A 19,310-nucleotide genomic window follows, 5' to 3' on the forward strand; every position below is an offset into this window, starting at 1 on the left:
TCTAAGAGCCAGGTAGAGCGCGCCCGACCAGACCGGACGCGCCCTCACTGTCCTGAATTCGAGACCCAAGCTCCGAGTTAGTCGACGAGCACCCTCGGCTTGGCCTCGTCTGAGGCTTCAACCCGGCCCGGAACCCTGCCGGAACGCTGGTTCACCCAGCACCCCAGAGCCAGCAGCGCAACGAGTCCGAAGGTGCTCAGCAGCTGGGGACGGGAATCCTCGCCGATAAAGCCGACCGTGAAGATCGCCGCGAGGATGAGCAGGCCAAAGCCGGTGAGCCACGGGAAGCCGGGCATCCGCAGGGGAAGCGCCGTTCCCTCGCGGTCGGCGCGGAGGCGCAGCGCGAGCTGGGCCAGGAGCGCGGACGTCCATACCAGCAGGCAGGTGGAGCCCACAACGTTCAGCAGGACGCCGAGGACCTTCTCGGGGAAAGCCAGCTCCAGCACAACCGTGACAACGCCGAAGGCAACGCTGGCCAGGACCGCGACAACCGGGACTCGGGCCTTGGACACCGAGGCAAGCAGACGCGGAGCCTCGCCCCGCTCGGCCAGGGAGTACGCCATCCGGGAGGCACCGTACAGGTTGGCGTTCAGCGCAGACAGCAATGCGGCCACGGCTACCAAGGTGATGGCAGTTGCCGCGCCGGGCATGCCGGCGGCATCCAGCACGGCGGCGAACGGGCTCTTCAGCCCCTCAGACCCCACGGGAACAACGGCAGCGATCACGAAGATGGCACCGATGTAGAACACCAGGATGCGCCACAGCACCGTGCGCACTGCCTTCTTCACACTGCGGGCCGGCTCCGAGGTCTCGGCTGCGGCCACGGACACGATCTCGGTGCCGCCGAAAGCGAACGCCACCACAAACAGCGCCGTCGCAATCCCGCTGAACCCGTTGACCGCGAAGCCCTCCCCCATGAAGTTGGACAAGCCTGGCGACTGCACGCCCGGAATCAAGCCAAACAGCAGCGCAAAGCCCACCAGCAGGAACCCGACGATCGCCGCGACCTTGAGGAGGGCGAACCAGAACTCGAACTCGCCGAAGTTCTTCACGCTGGTCAGGTTCACCGCAGTCAGCACCACGATGAACACCAAGGCCATCAGCCACACCGGCAGCGCCGGGAAGATCGTGGCCAGCAGGCCCGCCGCGCCGAGGGCCTCAGCCGCGATGACCACCACGAGCTGGATCCACCACAGCCAGCCCACGGTGGCACCGGCCACCGGCCCGTAGGCCTTGGCGGTGTAGACGGAGAAGGCGCCGCTGTCCGGGTTGGCGGCGGCCATCTCGCCGAGCGCCCACATCACCAGGATGATGAGGGTGCCGGCCACGAGGTAGGAGATCAGCACCGCCGGGCCAGCGGCCTGGATGCCCGCGCCCGAGCCGATGAACAGGCCCGCGCCGATGGCGCTGCCCAAGCCCATCATCGTGAGCTGCCGGGGTTTGAGGGCCGCGCCGAGTGGGCGGGCAGACGTCTTTGTCTGTTGTTCCATGGGGATTCCTCTTGGTTGTAGGTGGAACTGTTGGGGATAAAACTTCAGGATGCGTTGGCTGCGAGTAGCCGGAGCACGCGGTTGTTGGAGGCGGGGTCGGCCACGGTGATCCGCACGCCGTCGCCCTGGTACGCGCGGACCATGATGCCCGCGGCGTTGAAGGCGTCGACCAGCGTTGCCAGAAGCTCGGCATCGGCGCGGATCCACAGGAAGTTGCCCTGGCTCGGCTGGAGCTTCCAGCCCTGGGCTGCCAGTTCCACAGCCATCCGGGCTCGCTCCTGCTTCACCAAGGAAACCCGCGCTTCCATCTCCTCCCCCGCGTCCAGCGACGCGATGGCCGCCTTCTGCGCCAGCGCGCTCACGGCGAACGGCAGGGCGGTGCGGCGCAGACCTTCGGCGATTGCCGCCGTCGTAATCGCATACCCGACGCGGAGGCCCGCGAGCCCGTAAGCCTTGGAGAAGGTGCGCAGGATGCAGACATTCGGGTACCGGCGGTAGAGCGCCAGGGAATCGGGGCCGCTGCCGGCGTCGGCGTATTCCACGTACGCTTCGTCGATCACTACCAGGACGTCGGACGGCACGGACTGCAGGAAGGCCTCGAGGCGGTCGTGGCCGATCGGCACGCCGGTGGGGTTGTTGGGGGTGCAGAGCAGGATCACCTTGGTGCGGTCGGTGACGGCGGCGGCCATGGCGTCGAGGTCGTGGCCTTCGGCGTCGTCCAGCGGAACGCGGACCGGCCTCGCGCCTGCAAGCTCCACCAGGATGGGGTAGGCCTCGAAGGAGCGCCACGCGAACACCACCTCATCCCCGGCGTCGCACAGTCCGGTGATGATCTGCTGCAGGACGCCCACGCTGCCGGGCCCCACCGCAACTTCTTCGGTGGTGACGTCCAGGTGCCGCGCGAGCCGTTCGCGGAGTTCGACGGCGGCCATGTCCGGGTAGCGGTTCATCCGGCCGGCCGCTTCGGCCACCGCAGTTACCGCTGAGGGCAGTGGCTCGTAGTGGCTTTCGTTGCTGGCGAGGGCGGCGATGTCCGCGCCGAGGCTGCGCCGGCCGGGAACGTAAGACGGAAGGCCGGTCACCGCGCCGCGCAGGGTGGGCAAGGCAGTTTCGGGTACGGCCACAAGCTGATCACTGGTCATGAGGTCCGATCATGGAAGTGACCCGGACCACAATGCAAGGTAGGCTCCGGTGCTTGGGACTTCTGCTCAACTTCTAGTACCTCTGGTGAAAATATGACCATCGCAAATGCTCGCACCCTCGATTCCCTCGACGGCCGGATCATCCTCGCCCTGGACAAGGACCCCGAAGCCAGCGCCCTGGCACTCTCCCGGACGCTCGGCGTCGCCCGCAACACCGTCCACGCCCGGCTGGCACGGCTGGAGCGCAGCGGCGCCCTCCGCTCCTTCAGCCGCAGGCTGGACCCCGCCGCCCTGGGCTACGAACTGATGGCCTTCCTGTCCCTCTCCATCAGCCAGACCCGGACCGGCTCGGTGGAACACGGTCTCGAGGCCATCCCCGAGGTCATCGAAGTGCACGCCACCACCGGCGACGCAGACCTCATGGCCAAGGTGGTGGCCCGGTCCACCGCCGACCTGTACCGCATCACCAACGAGATCCTGGAGATCGACGGGATCCAGCGGACCAGCACGGCCATCTCCATCCTGGAACTCATGCCGCCCCGCTACGACGGCCTCATCAGCCGGCTGTCGGAGCAGGAAGCGCGCCCGTCGGAGTAGCCACAGGTAACGGGCGCCAGAGGTGGGCAAATTGTCACTACCCGCTTCTTTTGCTGCCAAAAGTCCCAGCTGCATCGAGCGGTATTGCAAAGGTGAGATGCAGGACACACGATGCCTGCATGACTACTCTCACCGTCTCCGGCCGCGTGGCACAGGTTCTCAGCAGCTATGCCAGCGACGTCTTCGGCGTCATGGGCAACGGCAACGTCTACTTCCTGGACGCTGCGGAGCAGCAGGGCCTGCGCTTCACGCCCGTCCGGCACGAGGGCGCCGCCATCGCCGCGGCCGACGCCTACTACCGGGCCTCGGGACGGCTCGCGGCGGGGACCACCACCTACGGCCCCGGCTACACCAACGCGCTCACCGCCCTGGCCGAGGCCGTCCAGGCGCAGATCCCGGTCGTGCTGGTCACCGGGGACGCCCCCACCACCGGTACACGGCCCTGGGACGTGGACCAGGCTGCCATCGCTACGGGCCTCGGCGCGGCCACCTTCACCGTCACCCGCGACGCCGCGGGCGCCATAACCCGGCAGGCGGTGGAGTACGCACTCACCCGGCGCACCGCCGTCGTGCTCGCCATCCCCTACGACCTCGCCGCACTCGAAGCTGAGGACGAAGGCCTTCCGGAGCCGGCCACTTTGAAGGTGACGGACGACGGCGGCACGGACCTTGCGCAGGTGGCCCGCCTCCTCGCCGGTGCCAGGCGCCCGCTGATCCTCGCTGGCCGCGGCGCGCACCTCGCCGGCGCCGGCCCGGAGCTCCGCGACCTCGCCGACCGGCTCGGCGCACTGACTGCCGGAACCGCCCTGGCGCTCAACCTCCTCAATGGCGAGGGGTACCTGGGCGTGGCCGGCGGTTTCGGCACCGACACCGCGGCTGGGCTCATGGGCGAGGCCGACGTGGTCCTGGTGTCCGGGGCCAGCCTGAGCCCCTTCACCATGCGGTTCGGGCACCTGATCGGCCCGGATGCCACGGTCATCCAGATCGACACCGCGGTGGAGCCGACGAATCCGCGGGTGGATGTGTTTGTTCAGGCGGACGTGAAGGCTGCCGCTTCGCGCCTCCTGTCGTTGCTGCATGGTGAGGCTGCTGTGGCTGCTTGGCGCGCGGAAGCTTCCAAGCGGCTGTATGCGGGACCGGGGCATGACGTGGGATCCGAGAAAACCATCGACGGCCGGCTGGACCCCCGCGCCCTCGCCACCGCCCTTGACGCCATGCTGCCGGAGCGCCGCACGGTGGTGCAGGACGGCGGGCACTTCATCGGGTGGGCGCCCATGTATTGGAACATTCCGCGGCCGCAGGACCTGGTGATGGTGGGCACCGCGTTCCAGTCGATCGGGCTGGGACTCGCGAGCGCCGTCGGGGCAGCCCGCGCGGTGGAGGACGGCCGCACCCTGGTGCTGGCCTCGGGCGACGGCGGTTTCCTAATGGGCCTGGCCGATCTTGAATCGCTGATCGGTGCGGCCCGCAGCGCGATCGTGGTGATCTACAACGACGCCGCGTACGGGGCCGAGATCCACCAGTACGGTTCGCAGGGCCTGACCGAGAAGCCGATGCTGATCCCCGAGGTGGACTTCAGCGGGGTCGCCCGCGCGCTTGGGGCCGAGTCCGCCGTCATCCGGTCATTGTCTGATCTGTCCGCGCTGCAGGACTGGATCGATGCCGGCGCCAAGGGAACCTTCGTGGCGGACTGCCGGATCACGTCCAGCGTCCGCGCCCCGTGGCTGACTGAGTGGATGGCGGCTTCCCGGGCCCCGAAGGCGGCAGTGGCGGCTGCATAGGTAATCGCAGCAAACAGGATCTCATCGTAGTCACCTCGCCATAGCCGCCTAGAGTTGAAAGACGGAAGGGCGCCTTGCTGGAGGAGTGTTTTTATCTGCACTTCTATGGCCTTCTCAGTTGGCCGCTATCTCCTTTGCAGCTTTCTATTGAATACAAACCAGAATGCGAACGCTAGCAGCGCGCCGATCCCTAGCCCGATCGGCAACATCCAAACGACAGGCCACGGCTCTTGGAACTGGGCGATGCTTAGGCCGATCGGTACTGCAAAGGCGAAGATGGCCAGAGTCATCAGCAGAGAATTCATTGTTGATTCGGCGCCGCGAGCAACTACGTCGTTAGCCTCGGTGAGTTCTGATCTGGTGCTGGCGAGGCGCCGCTCTATTCTGTTAGTGCGTAGCGCTTCGTCATAAACCGTTTGGAGGGGGCCGTCTGTTGACACTATGCCGTTCCAGTGCATCTGCTTGAACGCGGTAGTGACCGGATCGGAGACAAGAAACTTCCCTAGCTTTGCTGAACGTCGTGCGTCCTCGCCGAAGCCCGCTGTAAAGAGTCCGTTGTCGACTGCTGTGATCAAAGATCCTTGCATCTCACTGAGCAGAAATACATCCCGGTAGCGAATGAAGTCTCCGTCGCCCCCATGCACGACGACCAAGCCCGCCGTTCCCACACCGATGTGTGCCCCATCTCCCGGAAGATCAACAAAATCTCCTACTCCGCGGGTCACCGGGCGTTCCGGCGAAGCCAACCTTTCATCGAGAGCAATCAGCCGCATCAATTGAGCGACCCTTGCCTCGGTCCCCATAGCTTCAGTCTGCTCCAGCTCTTCATCGTCAGTGAAGTCATCTCCAAGGATGACCTGGATCATGAGTTTGCAGGAGGGCAATGTGCCGTCATCCGGCGCTATGTGCGCTACAGGTTCCAGCAAGGCCTCGTAAAGTTCATAGACTTCTGACCTGCTGCTGCCCGCGCCCCCAAGCCCGACCAGGGACCTCAACGTCGAAGCGTCGCTTTCAACCGGGCACAACGCGAAGTCCCGGAGGACAGAGCGCAGTAAAATTAGCTCCTCCATATTCACATCGGGCATGTGTGTGGGGAGATAAAGTAGGAACCGAATTACTGCAATCCCATTGTCCTCCGCTCCGTCGTGTATACGGATAAGGTCGATCCCGTCGAGCCCTACAGTCGTGTTCGCACCAAGGGAAATCTCATCCCCACGGTCGGCGTCCAACTCGGTGCCGAAACGGGTGTCCAGCAGGGTCCGCAATGCAGGGTCCGCGTCACCAGGATCGTCAGATTTGAAAGAATCGTCGCCAGGACGCCTATACCATCGACGGTTTTCGGTGGTGGGCGAAAGCCAGTAGCTCAGGCGCTTGTCGAGTGACTTCCACTCAACCGGTGATGTCGGGTCGCCTTCGTCGTATCTGCTGGGCAGTCTGCCACGTTTCCAGCCAGCCGTTGTGCTGGGGTCTTTCTTGATTGTGACCGGTACAACCGCAGCAATGTCGATGTGACTAATTCCCATTAGGCCCTAACTTCCAGATTGATACGGGGCCTCAAAACCTACGCCAATTCAAGTCCCCAAAAATGAATCAATAGCGCTATGGAATCTAAACACCAATAGTCAATCTTCTCCAAACCTCCGGCCCATGTTGTACTTTCCCATGCAAATCGCTATCACTCCAACAGACCAACTGATGCACCGTGCCCTCCACGATTGGAACGTTAAGGAAGCAGTGAGGATATCCCGGGAGCACTTAGTCACTCTGCACAGGGTGATGTTCCTGGGAACATCCCTTACCGACACCTGTACGAGCAGATTGATGCCCACCGCCTCGTGACGTCATCCGTCCTGCGGCATAGCCTGAACCCATGGACGCCGACATACGGCAACTCCGCCTCCGCACCGACATCACGGTGCCGTGCCTCGTTCAAGATACCGGCAGGACCGGTACTCCCCTGCTGTTGCTCCATGCCTGGGGCGAATCCCGAAAGAGCTTCGACCGGCTGATCCCCCTGCTGACCGGCTGCAGAATCTATGCGCCGGACCTTCGAGGCCAGGGCGACGCGGACAAACCCGCGGGCGACTACTCCCTCGCGGAGCAGGCAGAGGACGCCGCTGCGATCCTGGACGCGCTCGGCGTGCCCAGCGCAGCCGTCGTCGGCTCCTCGAGCGGCGGGTACTTGGCCCAGCAACTTGCTGTCACTCACCCAGAAAAGGTGGCCGCGCTCGTGCTGGTCGGGTCTCCCCTGAGCCTCCAGGGACGGCCCGCCTTCGCCGACGAGGTGGACGCCCTTTCCGTTCCGCTCGACGAGGCGTGGGTGCGGGACTCGCTGACCTGGTTTCCTTTGGTCCACGACGTCCCTGACTGGTACATCGAGGACCGGGTCCGCGACGGACTCAAGATGCCCGTGCACGTTTGGAAGGGCATCCTCAACGGACTCTGCGACGCCACGCCACCCACAGAAACCGGAACCATCCACTCGCCCACGCTCATCCTTTGGGGCGGCCAGGACAACCTGCTTCCGGCTGCGGACCAACGGACATTGGCCGCCAGGATCCCGGGCGCGGTGCTCAGGATCTACCGCGACGCGGCGCACCTGGTGCTGTGGGAATGCCCGGAACGCGTCGCAGAGGACATAACCGCATTTTTGCGCACCTTTCAGGAATAGAGACGCAGGGCCGCGCGGTTGGCCCAAGCATGAAGGCAATCACGTACAACTCATACGGAAACCCGGACGTCCTCGAATACGGCGACCAGCCGATGCCCAAGGTCGGGCCGGGCATGGTCCTGGTGAAGGTCAAGGCGACGGCCGTGAACCCTGTGGACTGGAAGATCATGGCCGGCGGCCTGGACGCCGTCATGGACCTGCAGTTCCCCGCCATCCCCGGCTGGGACGTGGCCGGCGTTGTGGAATCGGTGGGCATCGATGCCCGGCAGTTCACGCCCGGCGACGAAGTAGTTTCCTACGGACGGAAGGACTACGTCCACGGCGGCAGCTTCGCCGAGTACATCGCCCTGCCGGAGCGGCTCCTGGCCCGCAAGCCCGCTTCGCTCGGCTGGAACGAATCGGCCGGCCTGCCGCTGGCTGGCCTCACCGCCTTCCAGGTGCTCCGCCGGCTGGGCCTGAAGGCCGGCGAAACGGTCCTGATCCACGGCGGCTCCGGCGGCGTCGGATCGCTCGGCATCCAGATCGCCGTGGCCCTGGGCGCCAACGTGATCGCCACCGCCTCTGAAAAGAACCACGACTTCCTCCGCTCCCTGGGCGCTGAACCGGTTGCCTACGGGGACGGCCTTGAAGACCGCGTGCGCGCGCTGCGGCCCGACGGCGTGGACGTCGTAGCCGACTTCGTGGGCGGAAACCTCGAGGCCACCCTGGCGGTGCTCGCCGACGGCGGCAGGCACGCCTCCATCGCGGACAGCGACGTGGAGCAGCACGGCGGGGACTGGATGTGGGTCAACCCGGTGGGCGCCGACCTGCAGGAACTCGCCGACCTCGTGGACAGCCGGAAGTTCCGCGTGGAGGTGGCCGAGGTCTTCCCGCTGGACAAGGCCGCCGACGCCTTCCGTTCCAACATGGAAGGGCACACCCGCGGCAAGATCATCGTCGCCGTGGACCAGGACGCCTGATCCGGCCAACTGATTGACGAAGGCTCCGTTCCCGAGGGGACGGAGCCTTCACTGCATGGAAGCTCCGCCGCCGGATCGCAAAACGGTACCGCCGGCACCCAAGCCAAGCGCCGCCGTCGTGCGTCCTTCCCTACATCACCGTGGGCTTCCGGTTGTGCGACGCCCGCGCGGCCGCGAAGCTTTCCTCGAACGGCAGCGAGTCCAGGTCCAGCAGCGGGTTGCTGTCCTGGGTCTCCACCAGCTTCCGCGCCTCCTCCTGCGAGTCCACGCTGGGCATGGATCCGGGCAGGTGCCGGCCGGCCGATTCGGGCAGGAACCAGATGGCCACGGCGGCGATCATGGCCACGCCCATGAGGTAGTAGGCGATCGCCATGTCGTCGGCTGTGAGCTCAATGAGGGACGCAATGATGAACGGGGCCGTGCCGCCGAAAATGGCCACCGCCAGGTTGTAGGCGATGCCCATGGCGGAGTATCGGTGCTCCGTGGGGAACAGCGCTGGCAGCGCGGACGCGAGGTTGGGCACCGAGAACGCCACCGGGAAGGCAATCAGCGCCAGGCCCAGCAGCGTCATGGGGATGCTGCCCGCCGCGATGGCCAGGAACGCGGGAACCGCGAACACCACGGTGCTGCCGGCCCCGATCCACAGCACCGGACGGCGGCCGATCCTGTCCGAAAGCCTCCCGGTGAACGGGATGCACAGCGCCATCGCCACCAGCACGGGGATGGTCAGCAGCGTGCCCTGGACCTCGTCGTACCCCTTGTTGCTGGTCAGGTAGGTGGGCATGTAGGACGTGAGCGCGTAGGCCACCGTGTTCGCGGCCGCCGCCAGGATCATGGCCAGCAGGATGGGCCGCCAGTGCGCCTTCAGGATCCCGAGCGGACCTACCGCGCGGAGCTCCTCCCCCGTCTCCGGGTGCGTGGCGGCCACGGCTTCGGCCTCCATGGTGGCCTTGAACGCGGCCGATTCCTCGATCTTCATCCGGAAATACACGGCCACAGCGCCCAGCGGGCCAGCCACCAGGAACGGCAGCCGCCAGCCCCACGCCTCCATCTGTTCCTGGCCCAGCACCAGCTGCAGAACGGACACCACCAGACCGCCCACCGCGAACCCTAGGTAGCTGCCCATGTCCAGGAAGCTGACGTAGAAGCCGCGCCGCCGGTCCGGTGCGTGCTCGCACACGAACGTGGTGGCCCCCGAGTACTCGCCGCCGGTGGAGAAGCCCTGCACCAGTTTGAGCACCACCAGCAGCACCGCAGCCCAGATGCCCAGCACCGTATAGCCGGGCAGCAGGCCGACGGCGAACGTGGCGGCGGCCATGAGCATCAGTGTCATGGCCAGCACCTTTTGCCGGCCGATCTTGTCACCCAGCCAGCCGAAGAAGATCCCGCCCACAGGCCGGGCGATGAACGTGGCGCCAAAGGTTCCCAGCAGGAACAGGTTCTGCACCGCCCGGTCCGCCTCGGGCAGGAACACCGGGCCCATGGTGGTGATGAGGTAGCCGAACACGCCCACGTCGTACCACTCCATGGTGTTGCCCACGATGGTGCCGCCCAGCGCTTTCCTGAGCGTGCGCTGGTTCACCACGTTGACGTCGGAAACCTTCAACCGCCGCTGCTGCCCGTTGTGCTCTGCCATCGCCCGCTCACCGCCGCATCGCTCGCCAGCTGGGCACGCGCCGGGCGTTCGTCCGGCTCATCCGTCCCCCAGCAGCCCAACTCCCCCGATCATCCCGCCGCGGGGCGTGGTGTGGCAACCACGAAAAATTCTCGTCATCTGGCCGGCGCAACACACCGCGCCCGAACCCTTGGTGCAGGGCCAGGCTGTGCGCACTTGCCGGGGATGCAAGAAGGAGGCCGACGGCGATACCCAGTATCGTCGTCGGCCTCCTTCTCGCGCCGCCTGGCGCCCTGCACCAAAGGCGCTGGAACCCTAGGCCGCCGCAGGAAGCGTGACGTAGCTACCCTCGATGGTTCCGGCGGGAACCGTGGGAGTGCCGCCCACCGTGACATAGCTGCCACGGGTGACGGGACGCAGGAATCGGCTGCCGACGGCGGTGACGTAGGTGCCCGCCACGGGGGCCACGGCGCTGCCGGCGGGAAGGGTGACGTAGCTGCCGCCGCGGGGTGCGGTGTCAGCGACGCGATCAGCGGTGGTGCGGGTGGGTTCGGTGGTTGCGGGGCGTTCAGCCAGCAAAGTCATGGGTTCTCCTTGGAGTATCAGGATGGGGGCCATTCCGGTTCCAAGTACTGCTCAAGCGGGAGGACGCGTTGCGGATTATGGCGCTTGCCCTGCCGGCCCGGGAATGTTCACCGGTGCGGTACTCGAGGGCTTCGGTGGCCTATACCCAAGTCTACGGGCTTATTTTGAGCTGCTCAAAATAAAGTGTGGAGACTCACGCCAAGCATCCAGGCACCCAGCGGCGGGCCGCCGTCGTCCAGCACGACGGCGGCCGGCGGCCTTGGTGGGTACCCCGCCTACTGCCCGGGCGCCCGGTAGGACGGCGTCTTCTTGGCGGCCTCGTCGAGGTCCTCCACTGTGAGCAGCGGCTTAAGGCGGACGTTGACGCTTCCTGACGAATTGATGAGCAGCGACAACGCTGCGGCACTGGCATCGTCCGGTACTTCGAAAACGCCCAGGACGTCGTAGTAGCCAAACGCGTAGTAAAAGCTTTCCAGTGTTCCGCCCACGGACTTCAGGGCCTCCGTCAGCGCATCGCGACGCGCGGTTCCGCCCTCCTGCATGAGCCCCTTGATGCCTTGGCCCATATACGTTGCTTCAAACAGATACTTCGGCATGGTTCTTTCCTTCCTTCGTTGTGTTTCATCTGGCGCTCTTTGACGTAGCGGTGGCAGCGTGCCGCCGTCGGAAATTACCGCCCCCGCCTGGTGAAGGTTCCCAGCCCGGTCCTGTCGTAGAAGTCCAGGGTGACCTGCGGCGACGAGCCCCGGCGCGCCTCCGCAAAGAGTGCGCCGGCCAGGCCGTTGCCGTTCTCGCCGATGCTCTCGAAACTGAAGGTGTCGCCGTCGAAATGGGTGAGGGCAAACGTGGTCGGCCTGTCCTCCGGCCCCATCCTCATGGCGAGCCCGCCGCCCTCTTCGAAGACCACCAAAGGGCCGTAATACGGATTGTCATACGTGCCGGTGTACCGGCGGGTGGGTCCGGCCGGGGCGGGGCTGGCCGGGACTTTGGTGTAATCGACCTCAGGTTTGTCCGCCTCGTCCTGCTGCCGGAAGATCGCGGCTATGAAGTCCAGCCAGTCCACGGTGGGTCCGCCGTGCTGGGCTGTGTCCATGAAGTCCGCGTTGATGGCCTCCGGGATCCCCTGCGGGCGGCCGTTGGTCAGGCACACGATGGCCAGCTGTTCACCCGGCAGCATGGACACGGCGGTGGCCGCACCCAGGTTGAAGGCCCCCGAATGTCCCAGCTGCACCCTGCCCTCATCGTCGTAGGAGACATTCCAGCCCAGCCCGTAAAACCGTGACCGGGCCGCGGGCGCCGACGCCGGCCCGGAGACCGAGTGCGGAACATGGGTGCTCTGGAGAGCCGCGGCGTCGATCACCGGTTCGCCGCCGTAGGTGCCGTTTCCCAGCTGCAGCCGGAGCCACTGGGCCAGGTCCCGCACAGAGGAACTGGCGCCGCCGGCCGGTGCTTCGGCGTCGGGATCGCGGCGGTACTTCGCCGCCCACTGCCTGTCCCCCGCCGGCACATGCAGCACCGCGCGGTCCGCGGCCTTCTCGTAATCAGCCAGGCGGTAGCTGGACGAGGCCATGCCCAGTTTGCGGAACAGTATCCCGTCAGCCAGGTCTTCCCAGGAGCTGCCCATGGCATCGGCCGCCGCCTGCCCGCCCTCGGTGTAGCCGAAATTGCTGTAGTGGTAGCTGGACCGGAACGCATCCAGGGGCTGCTGGTGGAGATGGGACAGGATGTAGTCCCGGTCGAAACCGAGGTCCTCCAGCAGGTCACCCGCGCCGGTTTGGAGTCCACTGCGGTGCGAGAGCAGGTCGGCGAAGGTGGCATTGCGGGTGACATAGCCGTCGTTGAGCGCAAAGTCCCTGTTGTACCTGACCACGGGGTCCGTCCAGGCGATGACCTGCTGCCCCACCACCCCGGCAATCACGGTGGAGGCCAGGGGTTTGGATACCGACGCCACCTGGAACACCGTGTCCGGGGTTACGTCCCCCGGCTTGCCCACCTCCCGCACGCCGAAGCCCTTCGAGTACAGCACCTCGTCCTGATAGACGACGGCGACAGCCAGCCCCGGAAGCCCCGTCCGGTCCAGCGCGTCCCCGGCAAATCCGTCCAGCCGGGCCAGGGCACGGTCCACCTTGGCCCGGTCCAGCAGCGGCGGGACGAAAGCGGGCGGCGCGGGCAGCAGGGCGGACGGCACCGCCACGGCCGGCTGCCGCGGCGGACGGCCGGCGGCCAGGAGCGGCATCCCGGCAACGCCAACCCCGGCTGTCCTCAGGAGCGTGCGGCGGGTGGGAAAAACAGAACCACTGGTCATGACGAATCCTTGATCCTCAGGCGGTGAGCACTTTCAGAAGGCCCCAGCCGACCCGCGCCTTAATAGTGGACCCGGTGCCCGGGCCCTGCAAAGGGGTCAAGGGCGTCTTCCGTGTCCGCTTCCTGCCTATCGCTAACCGGGACCGGCTGCAGTACGTTGGGCGTATACCGTGCGAACCGGGTGCTGCTGGGCGCCGCTCTTCCGGTAACCCACCGCCTGAAGTCCGCCCGCAGCAACGGCGAACAAGCAAAGGCACAGCCCAGCCACAGGGAAGCCGCCCCATGAACCTCGCCACCATTACCCGCACCCGCCGCCCCCACCCCCGGAGCAGGTGGCTGGTCCCCGCCGCCCTGATCCTGCTCAGCCTGGTCCCCGTCCTGGCCGGGTCACTCCGCCTGGCCGAACTCTCGGCCGGCCAGGTCACCCCGGGCAACGCCCGGTTCTTCGATTCGCGGTCCCCGTCCTGATCCACATCCCCGCCGTCACCGTGTACCTGGTGCTCGGCGCGTTCCAGTTCGTTGCGCCGCTCCGGCGGGGCAGACACGGCAGGGCCAGCTGGCACAAGATCGCCGGCCGCATCCTCGCCCCCACCGGCTTGCTGGCAGCGTTGTCCGGCTTGTGGATGGCCGTCTTCTATGACCTGCCGCCCCTGGACGGGCCCCTGCTGCTGGCCCTCCGGCTGGTGTTCGGATCCGCGATGGTGGCGTTCATTGTCCTGGGGTTCATTGCAGTGCGGCGCCGGAACTACGTCCGGCACTCGGAGTGGATGTCCCGGGCGTACGCCATCGGCATCGCCCAGGGCACCATCGTTGTGGTCACCCTCCCCTGGATTGCCCTGGTGGGGCCGGTAACCGAGCTCTCGCGTGCCCTCCTGATCGGCGCGTCCTGGCTGCTCAGCCTGGCGGTGGCGGAATACTTCATCCACCGGCGGGCGCAGGCAACGGCGGGAAAGCCCCGCGCTGCCGTCCAACCGGCCTAGCCGGACTCTCGCCGGAACGAACCCGGCACACGACGCCTTCGCAGCCCCACCAGGCCCACCCGTTGCGGAAGGCTTACCCTGCCGCGTCAAAATGGGCGCATAGTTAGAGGATGACAGGCCCATATACCCGCGGTGACTCTTACAGCAGCGAGGCTTCCCGGAAACAAATCAGGTTGGCGCTGGAAAAGTACGGTGCAACGGACATCACCTTCGGACAGCGGGGAACCATGGGCGCGCTCGCTTTCAAGGGTGACGGCCGGCAGTTCCGGATCGTCATGCCCCTGCTGCAGTCCGAAGGGCCCATGGCGGTCCGCGGGGACATCGCGGACAGCCGGCTCCACGAAGCGAACGCAAAAGTCCTGGAACGGCTCAACCGGAAATCCTGGCATGCCCTGGCTTCGGCGATCGACGCCAAGCTCGGAGCGGCGTCCGCGGGCATCGCGTCCCTTGAATCGGAATTCCTGGCGCATGTGGTCCTTCCCGGAAACCAGACGGTCCTTGACGAGCTCGAACCCTTGATCGACTCTGCCTACCGCTCCGGCCAGCGCCCGTCGTTCGGCTACCCGGCACTGCCGTAAGCTCCCCACCGCCCCATTAGCCGCCGGTCCGGACCGCCGTGCCGGACCCACCGCCCAGCAACCACAGGACTTCACCCATGCCCTTGACGCTCCGCAACGTCCGCCCTTGGGGCGGGGACCCTTCCGACGTGACGCTCGACGGCGGCGCGGTCACCGCCGTCGTACCCGCCGCCCAGGACGTGGCTGCTTCGGCGGGCGCCGGCACCGAGCCGGGTGCCGGCGTCGTGGACGGGCGCGGCCGGATCCTGTTGCCGTCCTTCTCCGACATCCATGTCCACCTGGACTCCACCCGGTTGGGACTGCCGTTCCGCCCGCACACCGGCTCCCTAGGCGTCTGGAACATGATGCTCAACGACCGGAACAACTGGCCGGACGCGGAAGCCTCCATCACCGAGCGGGCCACCCACACGCTGGCCGCGATGATCGAACGCGGCACCACGCGGGTGCGCAGCTACGCGCAGGTGGACGCCGACGCCGGACTGGAGCGTTTCGAGGCCGTCCTCGCCGCGCGTGAGACGCACCGCAGCCGGGCGGACGTTGCGGTGATCGCGTTTCCGCAGGCCGGCCTCCTGCGCGAATCGGGCAGCGCGGAAATGCTGGAAGAAGCGCTCAAGCTGGGTGCCGATGTGGTGGGCGGGATCGACCCCTGCGCCCTGGACTGTGACCCTGTGAAGCACCTGGATATCGTGTTCGGCCTCGCCGAAACGTACAGCGTGCCGGTGGACATCCACCTGCACGAACCCGGCCAGCTGGGGCTGTTCAGCATTGAACTCATCCTGGAGCGCGCCAAGGCCCTCGGCATGCAGGGGCTGGTGACCATCTCGCACGCGTTCGCCCTCGCCGATCTGCCCGACGGCCAGCTGGACGGGCTGCTGGCGGAGATGGCTGAACTGGACGTCTCCGTGGCCACTGTTGCCCCGGCGTCGCCGCTGCCGCTGCAACGGCTGACCGCCGCCGGCATCCGCGTGGGCCTGGGCGAGGACGGCCAGCGCGACTACTGGTCCCCCTACGGCAAAACTGACATGCTGGACCGCACCTGGCAGCTGGCGTTCACCAACAGGTTCCGGGCGGACGAACTGATCGAGCATTGCGTGGCCGTGGCCACCGTGGGCGGCGCCAGCGTGATTGATCCCGCGGCGCAGCGGCTTTCGTCGCTGGCGGACCGGCCCGGGCTGGCGGTGGGCGACCCCGCCGAATTGGTCCTCGTGGAGGGCGACACCGTGGCGGCAGCAGTGATGGACAAGCTTCCCGGCCGCACCGTGATCCACCGCGGCGGAGTGGTGGCTGACGGGCTGCAGCTGGTCTGAGCCCGGGCCGGTCTCGCGGGAAGCGTCGGGCTCCGCCGGTCAGGGCTGCCCGGCGGGCACCAGGCGGTAGGCGTACCTGCCGTCAATGCCCTCGAGCGGGCTCATGTAGATGTCCGCCCCCGGGGTGGACAGCTGCAGGGGCATCCTGACGGCCTGCCCGTCGCAGGGGACGCGGACCGGTGCGAGCACTTCCGCCCCGGCCGCTGTGGACACGGACAGCTCGGCAAAGGACGGTCCGGCGCAGAGGAAGTCCAGGTGGTACTGGCCCGGGTCTGCCATCAACGTCGTTCCGGTGCGCGCGTTTCCGCTGCTGGCCCCGCGCAGCTCCCCGGGCACCTGCGGCTGCAACTGCTCCCCAGACCAATCCGAAAAGTCTTCGAGTGCCGACGCCCTGGGATCCTGGTTGCGCTGGACAGAGACGCCCGTCGCTGCCGGTTTGCCTTCCGGTGGAACCGCACTGATGGTGAGGGGTCCGCCGTCGTGCCTGAAGAATTTGTCCAGCGTGTCCTTGCATTCGAAGTACGCCGCCTCCGGCACGCCATCCTCCCGGATGACGGTGAGCTTCGCCCCGTACACGCCGGCACAGGCTCCGGTGATGGTGTAGTCCCCCGGGCCCAGGGCGAGGACCAGCTTCCCGGCGGGCTCAGCGTCCGATGGCATCCCGGCGTCGGTGGGGGCAGCCTTGAGCTTCCTGGCGACTTCTTCCACGTTCTGCTCGAAGGATGCGGGTGGTGGGGTCTCAAGCCGGGTCGCCACCGGCGAGGCCGCAGCGGGCGCCGGCTCCTCCGGGCCCGTGTACTCGCAGCCGGCGAGCACCACCGCCGCAAAGGCTGCTAGAAATAGTGATCCCGTTCGCCGGGCCGGCATCCCCCCAGAAGCTGACATGCTCAGAGTCTAGGGCCTCCCCCAACGCGGACGGCGGCACCCAGGCCGGGTGCCGCCGTCGTACGCTCTGCTGGAGGACGTCTATCCGGCCGGAAGCGCCGCGGGCGCGGGCGATACGTCCGCGAACGAGTTGCCGGTGGAGTACTGGTCGAACCGCCAGGGGTTGGCGTTGTTCCAAACGCTCTGGAACGTCACGCCGTCGAACACCGAATTGGTGAGGCCCTTGATGTTGGCGGGGTTGACGTTCCGGAACACCACGTCCTGGAACGTGAAGTTGCTGAGCGTGGCAGTTCCTTCGCCGAGGGCCGGTCCGGCCTGGATGTCGATGACCGGTTTGCTGTCGGAGACGGCCATGCCGCAGCCGGGCGAGTTGTTGCCGTCCACTGACACGTTGCGGACCGCCACGTCCTTGAAGGTGGCCGAATCCGCGGCGACGTACCCGCTGGGTGACTGGTTGTAGCTGAGCGTCATGATGAACGCGCTGCTGCCCATGCAGGCCATGGCGGTGTCCCGGAAGAGGAAGTTCCGCCCGCCGCCGGCCATGTCCGAGGTGCTCTTCATCCGCAGCCCGCCGGTCTCCACCTTGTACATCACGTTGTCCTCGGCCAGCACGCGCTGCACCCAGGCCGCCGTGTTGGAGCCCACCGCGATGCCGCCGTGGCCCATCCGCATGTAGTTGTTGAAGATCCAGACGTCCTCGCTCGGCCTGCCCTGTGCGCCGTACTTGCCCTGGCCGGCGGCGAAGTTGACCTGATCGTCCCCGGTGTCGAAGAAGTTGTTGAGCACGATTCCGTTGCTGGTTCCGCCGAACTCCAGCCCGTCGCCGTTGTTGGTGTTGTAGGTGGTGTGCCGCATGCCGTTGACAGTGGTGTTCTCGCTGTCCAGGATCATCACGCCGTGGAACGCGGGATTGTCCGCCGTGACGCCCTCCAGGTAAAGGTTGTCGACGCCCATGAATGTCATCAGGCTGGAACGGTACTGGCCGTACAGCACGGAATCCTCGAATGTGTCCGGCCTGTTGACGATGCCGGTCAGGGCGTCCGGGTTGGCCTTGGCGTTGCGGAACTGGTTGGCCGCGAGCAGCCCGTCCTCCAGCACCTTGCCGGCGCTGCTGGCCACGTACTGTGGCAGCTCGTTGCCCGCCTCATCTGTTACTGTTCCGGTGCTGGTGCGCTTCCAGCCGTTGCCGTCCACCACGCCTTTGCCGGTGATCCGGACGTTGCTGGCCACCGCGCCGGGTTCACGCCCTTCCTTGGACCGGCCGTTGTCCCCGGGGAGGACGTTAAGGAGCGACGGCGGCCGCAGGTAGTTCCGGTATTCGGCCTCCGTGGGCAGCGGCTCCGGCACGGGATAGAGGTAGTAGCCCTTCTCCAGCGGGTAGTCCTCCGGCCGGTCCGAGCCCAGCAGCCGGGCGCCCTCCTGCAGTTCCAGCGTCATGTTGGAGTGCAGGAACAGCGCGCCCGTCCGGAAGGTGCCCTGGGGTACGACGACGGTGCAGCCGGGGGTGCGGCAGGTATCGATCGCTTTTTGGATGGCAGCCGTGTCCAGGGTGGTGCCGTCGCCTTTGGCTTTGTAGGCGGGTGCGGTGACCACGTTGGTGTGCCGCTTGGGAGTGGTGGTCACTGTTATGGTGCCGCTCGCCGGGGTTTCGCTGCCGTCCGCCCGGATCCCGGTCACGCTGAAGGTGTGCTTGGTCCGCGGGGACAGGCCTGTGACTGTGAAGTTGTGGGCCACGGTTTTGGCGTGGAAGCCGTCCGTATCCCTGGCCCGGAAAGCATCCACATATTCCTGCGCCGGCGAGAACTGCCGGGCATTCTCCTCCGCCGTGCCGATCGGTGCGCCGTTCTGGTAGACCCGGTAATCCACCACGTCGCCGTACACGTCCGGCTTGTTCCAGACCAGCAGGGTGCTGGTGTCATCCGTGGCGGCGGCCGGGACGCAGAGGTTCTGGGGTGCCTGGGCGGTGCCCGCCTCGAGACGGGTGCTGGAGCTGGAGCACGCCGGGGAATCCTGGCTTCCCGGCGGTGCCGCCGATGCCGGGGCGGCGACGGCGGTCAGGGATGTGAGACCGATCAGGACTGTGGCGGCGGCGCCTGCAAGGCGGTGATTACGCTTCCGTGAGGTTCTGGCAACCTGCATGTCATCCTTTCCGGGGCACGACAATGAGCCCCGAAGTGAGTAGAGGTATTCGGTGAGACCTTCGCAAAATGGGCACTGCGCCGGTGCCTGAGAAAACGCTTTCTGAGATCGAGCATATGTTGCTGTCCGCAGCCCGGTCAAGGGTGGCAATGGCAGAGGTTGCCGCGCTGCCGCGGCCGTGCCGAAACTGCTGCGCGCAATTGAGCGTAGACTGCAAATACGTCGGGACGTCGTGACTGGACATCCGATTCTCCGATCAATGAGCCCAACTCTCCTG

At 66.6% G+C, this 19,310-nt stretch carries 17 protein-coding genes; 8 read left to right on the forward strand and 9 right to left on the reverse strand.

Annotated features, from left to right (window positions below):
* Window positions 1-77: 77 nt before the first annotated feature.
* Both QE394_RS03760 and hisC read right to left on the reverse strand, forming a co-directional pair.
* A complete protein-coding gene (locus tag QE394_RS03760) occupies window positions 78-1,490 on the reverse strand; it encodes an amino acid permease (protein WP_349033765.1) in 1,413 nt (470 codons plus the stop codon).
* 44 nt (window positions 1,491-1,534) lie between these two features.
* Entirely contained in the window at window positions 1,535-2,632 is a 1,098-nt protein-coding gene (gene hisC, locus QE394_RS03765) for a histidinol-phosphate transaminase (RefSeq protein WP_349033766.1), read from the reverse strand.
* A gap of 93 nt (window positions 2,633-2,725) precedes the next feature.
* On the opposite strand from hisC, the gene QE394_RS03770 reads away from it, so the two are divergent.
* Together QE394_RS03770 and QE394_RS03775 are read left to right on the forward strand one after the other, a co-directional pair.
* Window positions 2,726-3,229: an Lrp/AsnC family transcriptional regulator gene (locus QE394_RS03770; protein WP_349033767.1), complete on the forward strand. Its 504-nt coding sequence runs from the start codon at window positions 2,726-2,728 to the stop codon at window positions 3,227-3,229.
* Between the two features lie 119 nt (window positions 3,230-3,348).
* Window positions 3,349-5,010, forward strand: a complete 1,662-nt coding sequence (locus tag QE394_RS03775) for a thiamine pyrophosphate-binding protein (RefSeq protein WP_349033768.1) — start codon at window positions 3,349-3,351, stop codon at window positions 5,008-5,010.
* A gap of 125 nt (window positions 5,011-5,135) precedes the next feature.
* Here QE394_RS03775 and QE394_RS03780 read toward each other — a convergent pair whose 3' ends face one another.
* Window positions 5,136-6,533, reverse strand: a complete 1,398-nt coding sequence (locus QE394_RS03780; protein WP_349033769.1) for a hypothetical protein — start codon at window positions 6,531-6,533, stop codon at window positions 5,136-5,138.
* A 347-nt stretch (window positions 6,534-6,880) separates the two neighbouring features.
* Between QE394_RS03780 and QE394_RS03785 the strand changes: the two genes are divergently transcribed.
* The gene (locus QE394_RS03785) at window positions 6,881-7,681 is read left to right on the forward strand and encodes an alpha/beta hydrolase (protein WP_349033770.1); all 801 of its coding nucleotides are present in this window, start codon (window positions 6,881-6,883) and stop codon (window positions 7,679-7,681) included.
* Between the two features lie 29 nt (window positions 7,682-7,710).
* Window positions 7,711-8,640: an NADP-dependent oxidoreductase gene (locus QE394_RS03790; protein WP_349033771.1), complete on the forward strand. Its 930-nt coding sequence runs from the start codon at window positions 7,711-7,713 to the stop codon at window positions 8,638-8,640.
* 130 nt (window positions 8,641-8,770) lie between these two features.
* On the opposite strand, the gene QE394_RS03795 is transcribed toward QE394_RS03790, so the two are convergent.
* The 4 genes from QE394_RS03795 to QE394_RS03810 form a co-directional block, all read right to left on the reverse strand.
* Window positions 8,771-10,276 carry an MFS transporter gene (locus QE394_RS03795; RefSeq protein ID WP_349033772.1) on the reverse strand — a complete coding sequence of 502 codons (1,506 nt, stop codon included), beginning with the start codon at window positions 10,274-10,276 and terminating at the stop codon, window positions 8,771-8,773.
* Window positions 10,277-10,570: 294 nt separating this feature from the next.
* The gene (locus QE394_RS03800) at window positions 10,571-10,840 is read right to left on the reverse strand and encodes a hypothetical protein (RefSeq protein ID WP_349033773.1); all 270 of its coding nucleotides are present in this window, start codon (window positions 10,838-10,840) and stop codon (window positions 10,571-10,573) included.
* A gap of 275 nt (window positions 10,841-11,115) precedes the next feature.
* Window positions 11,116-11,436, reverse strand: a complete 321-nt coding sequence (locus QE394_RS03805; protein WP_349033774.1) for a GYD domain-containing protein — start codon at window positions 11,434-11,436, stop codon at window positions 11,116-11,118.
* Window positions 11,437-11,510: 74 nt separating this feature from the next.
* Entirely contained in the window at window positions 11,511-13,145 is a 1,635-nt protein-coding gene (locus QE394_RS03810; protein ID WP_349033775.1) for a serine hydrolase, read from the reverse strand.
* Between the two features lie 281 nt (window positions 13,146-13,426).
* On the opposite strand from QE394_RS03810, the gene QE394_RS03815 reads away from it, so the two are divergent.
* The 4 genes from QE394_RS03815 to QE394_RS03830 all read left to right on the forward strand — a co-directional run bounded on the left by QE394_RS03815 (window position 13,427) and on the right by QE394_RS03830 (window position 16,009).
* Window positions 13,427-13,612: a hypothetical protein gene (locus QE394_RS03815; protein ID WP_349033776.1), complete on the forward strand. Its 186-nt coding sequence runs from the start codon at window positions 13,427-13,429 to the stop codon at window positions 13,610-13,612.
* Between the two features lie 29 nt (window positions 13,613-13,641).
* Window positions 13,642-14,124 carry a DUF2306 domain-containing protein gene (locus QE394_RS03820; RefSeq protein ID WP_349033777.1) on the forward strand — a complete coding sequence of 161 codons (483 nt, stop codon included), beginning with the start codon at window positions 13,642-13,644 and terminating at the stop codon, window positions 14,122-14,124.
* 110 nt (window positions 14,125-14,234) lie between these two features.
* Window positions 14,235-14,702 (forward strand): hypothetical protein, encoded by a 468-nt coding sequence (locus QE394_RS03825; protein WP_056078493.1) that lies wholly within the window; start codon window positions 14,235-14,237, stop codon window positions 14,700-14,702.
* 77 nt (window positions 14,703-14,779) lie between these two features.
* Window positions 14,780-16,009 (forward strand): amidohydrolase family protein, encoded by a 1,230-nt coding sequence (locus QE394_RS03830; protein ID WP_349033778.1) that lies wholly within the window; start codon window positions 14,780-14,782, stop codon window positions 16,007-16,009.
* Window positions 16,010-16,048: 39 nt separating this feature from the next.
* Here QE394_RS03830 and QE394_RS03835 read toward each other — a convergent pair whose 3' ends face one another.
* Window positions 16,049-16,894 (reverse strand): hypothetical protein, encoded by an 846-nt coding sequence (locus QE394_RS03835; RefSeq protein ID WP_349033779.1) that lies wholly within the window; start codon window positions 16,892-16,894, stop codon window positions 16,049-16,051.
* 81 nt (window positions 16,895-16,975) lie between these two features.
* Window positions 16,976-19,033 (reverse strand): glycoside hydrolase family 28 protein, encoded by a 2,058-nt coding sequence (locus QE394_RS03840; RefSeq protein WP_349033780.1) that lies wholly within the window; start codon window positions 19,031-19,033, stop codon window positions 16,976-16,978.
* Window positions 19,034-19,310 lie beyond the last annotated feature (277 nt).

Origin of the sequence: Pseudarthrobacter sp. SORGH_AS 212 (assembly GCF_030818145.1) — a bacterium.
In the GTDB taxonomy this organism is placed as follows: Bacteria; Actinomycetota; Actinomycetes; order Actinomycetales; family Micrococcaceae; genus Arthrobacter.

Bases quoted from the DNA above. Each gene is read 5' to 3' on its own strand.
- QE394_RS03800 (WP_349033773.1), bottom strand. From the start codon at position 10,840: ATGACTTTGCTGGCTGAACGCCCCGCAACCACCGAACCCACCCGCACC.
- QE394_RS03835 (WP_349033779.1), bottom strand. From the start codon at position 16,894: ATGTCAGCTTCTGGGGGGATGCCGGCCCGGCGAACGGGATCACTATTT.
- QE394_RS03780 (WP_349033769.1), bottom strand. From the start codon at position 6,533: ATGGGAATTAGTCACATCGACATTGCTGCGGTTGTACCGGTCACAATC.
- QE394_RS03760 (WP_349033765.1), bottom strand. From the start codon at position 1,490: ATGGAACAACAGACAAAGACGTCTGCCCGCCCACTCGGCGCGGCCCTC.
- QE394_RS03830 (WP_349033778.1), top strand. From the start codon at position 14,780: ATGCCCTTGACGCTCCGCAACGTCCGCCCTTGGGGCGGGGACCCTTCC.
- QE394_RS03805 (WP_349033774.1), bottom strand. From the start codon at position 11,436: ATGCCGAAGTATCTGTTTGAAGCAACGTATATGGGCCAAGGCATCAAG.
- QE394_RS03825 (WP_056078493.1), top strand. From the start codon at position 14,235: ATGACAGGCCCATATACCCGCGGTGACTCTTACAGCAGCGAGGCTTCC.
- QE394_RS03775 (WP_349033768.1), top strand. From the start codon at position 3,349: ATGACTACTCTCACCGTCTCCGGCCGCGTGGCACAGGTTCTCAGCAGC.
- QE394_RS03790 (WP_349033771.1), top strand. From the start codon at position 7,711: ATGAAGGCAATCACGTACAACTCATACGGAAACCCGGACGTCCTCGAA.
- QE394_RS03810 (WP_349033775.1), bottom strand. From the start codon at position 13,145: ATGACCAGTGGTTCTGTTTTTCCCACCCGCCGCACGCTCCTGAGGACA.
- QE394_RS03785 (WP_349033770.1), top strand. From the start codon at position 6,881: ATGGACGCCGACATACGGCAACTCCGCCTCCGCACCGACATCACGGTG.
- hisC (WP_349033766.1), bottom strand. From the start codon at position 2,632: ATGACCAGTGATCAGCTTGTGGCCGTACCCGAAACTGCCTTGCCCACC.
- QE394_RS03770 (WP_349033767.1), top strand. From the start codon at position 2,726: ATGACCATCGCAAATGCTCGCACCCTCGATTCCCTCGACGGCCGGATC.
- QE394_RS03815 (WP_349033776.1), top strand. From the start codon at position 13,427: ATGAACCTCGCCACCATTACCCGCACCCGCCGCCCCCACCCCCGGAGC.
- QE394_RS03795 (WP_349033772.1), bottom strand. From the start codon at position 10,276: ATGGCAGAGCACAACGGGCAGCAGCGGCGGTTGAAGGTTTCCGACGTC.
- QE394_RS03840 (WP_349033780.1), bottom strand. From the start codon at position 19,033: ATGCAGGTTGCCAGAACCTCACGGAAGCGTAATCACCGCCTTGCAGGC.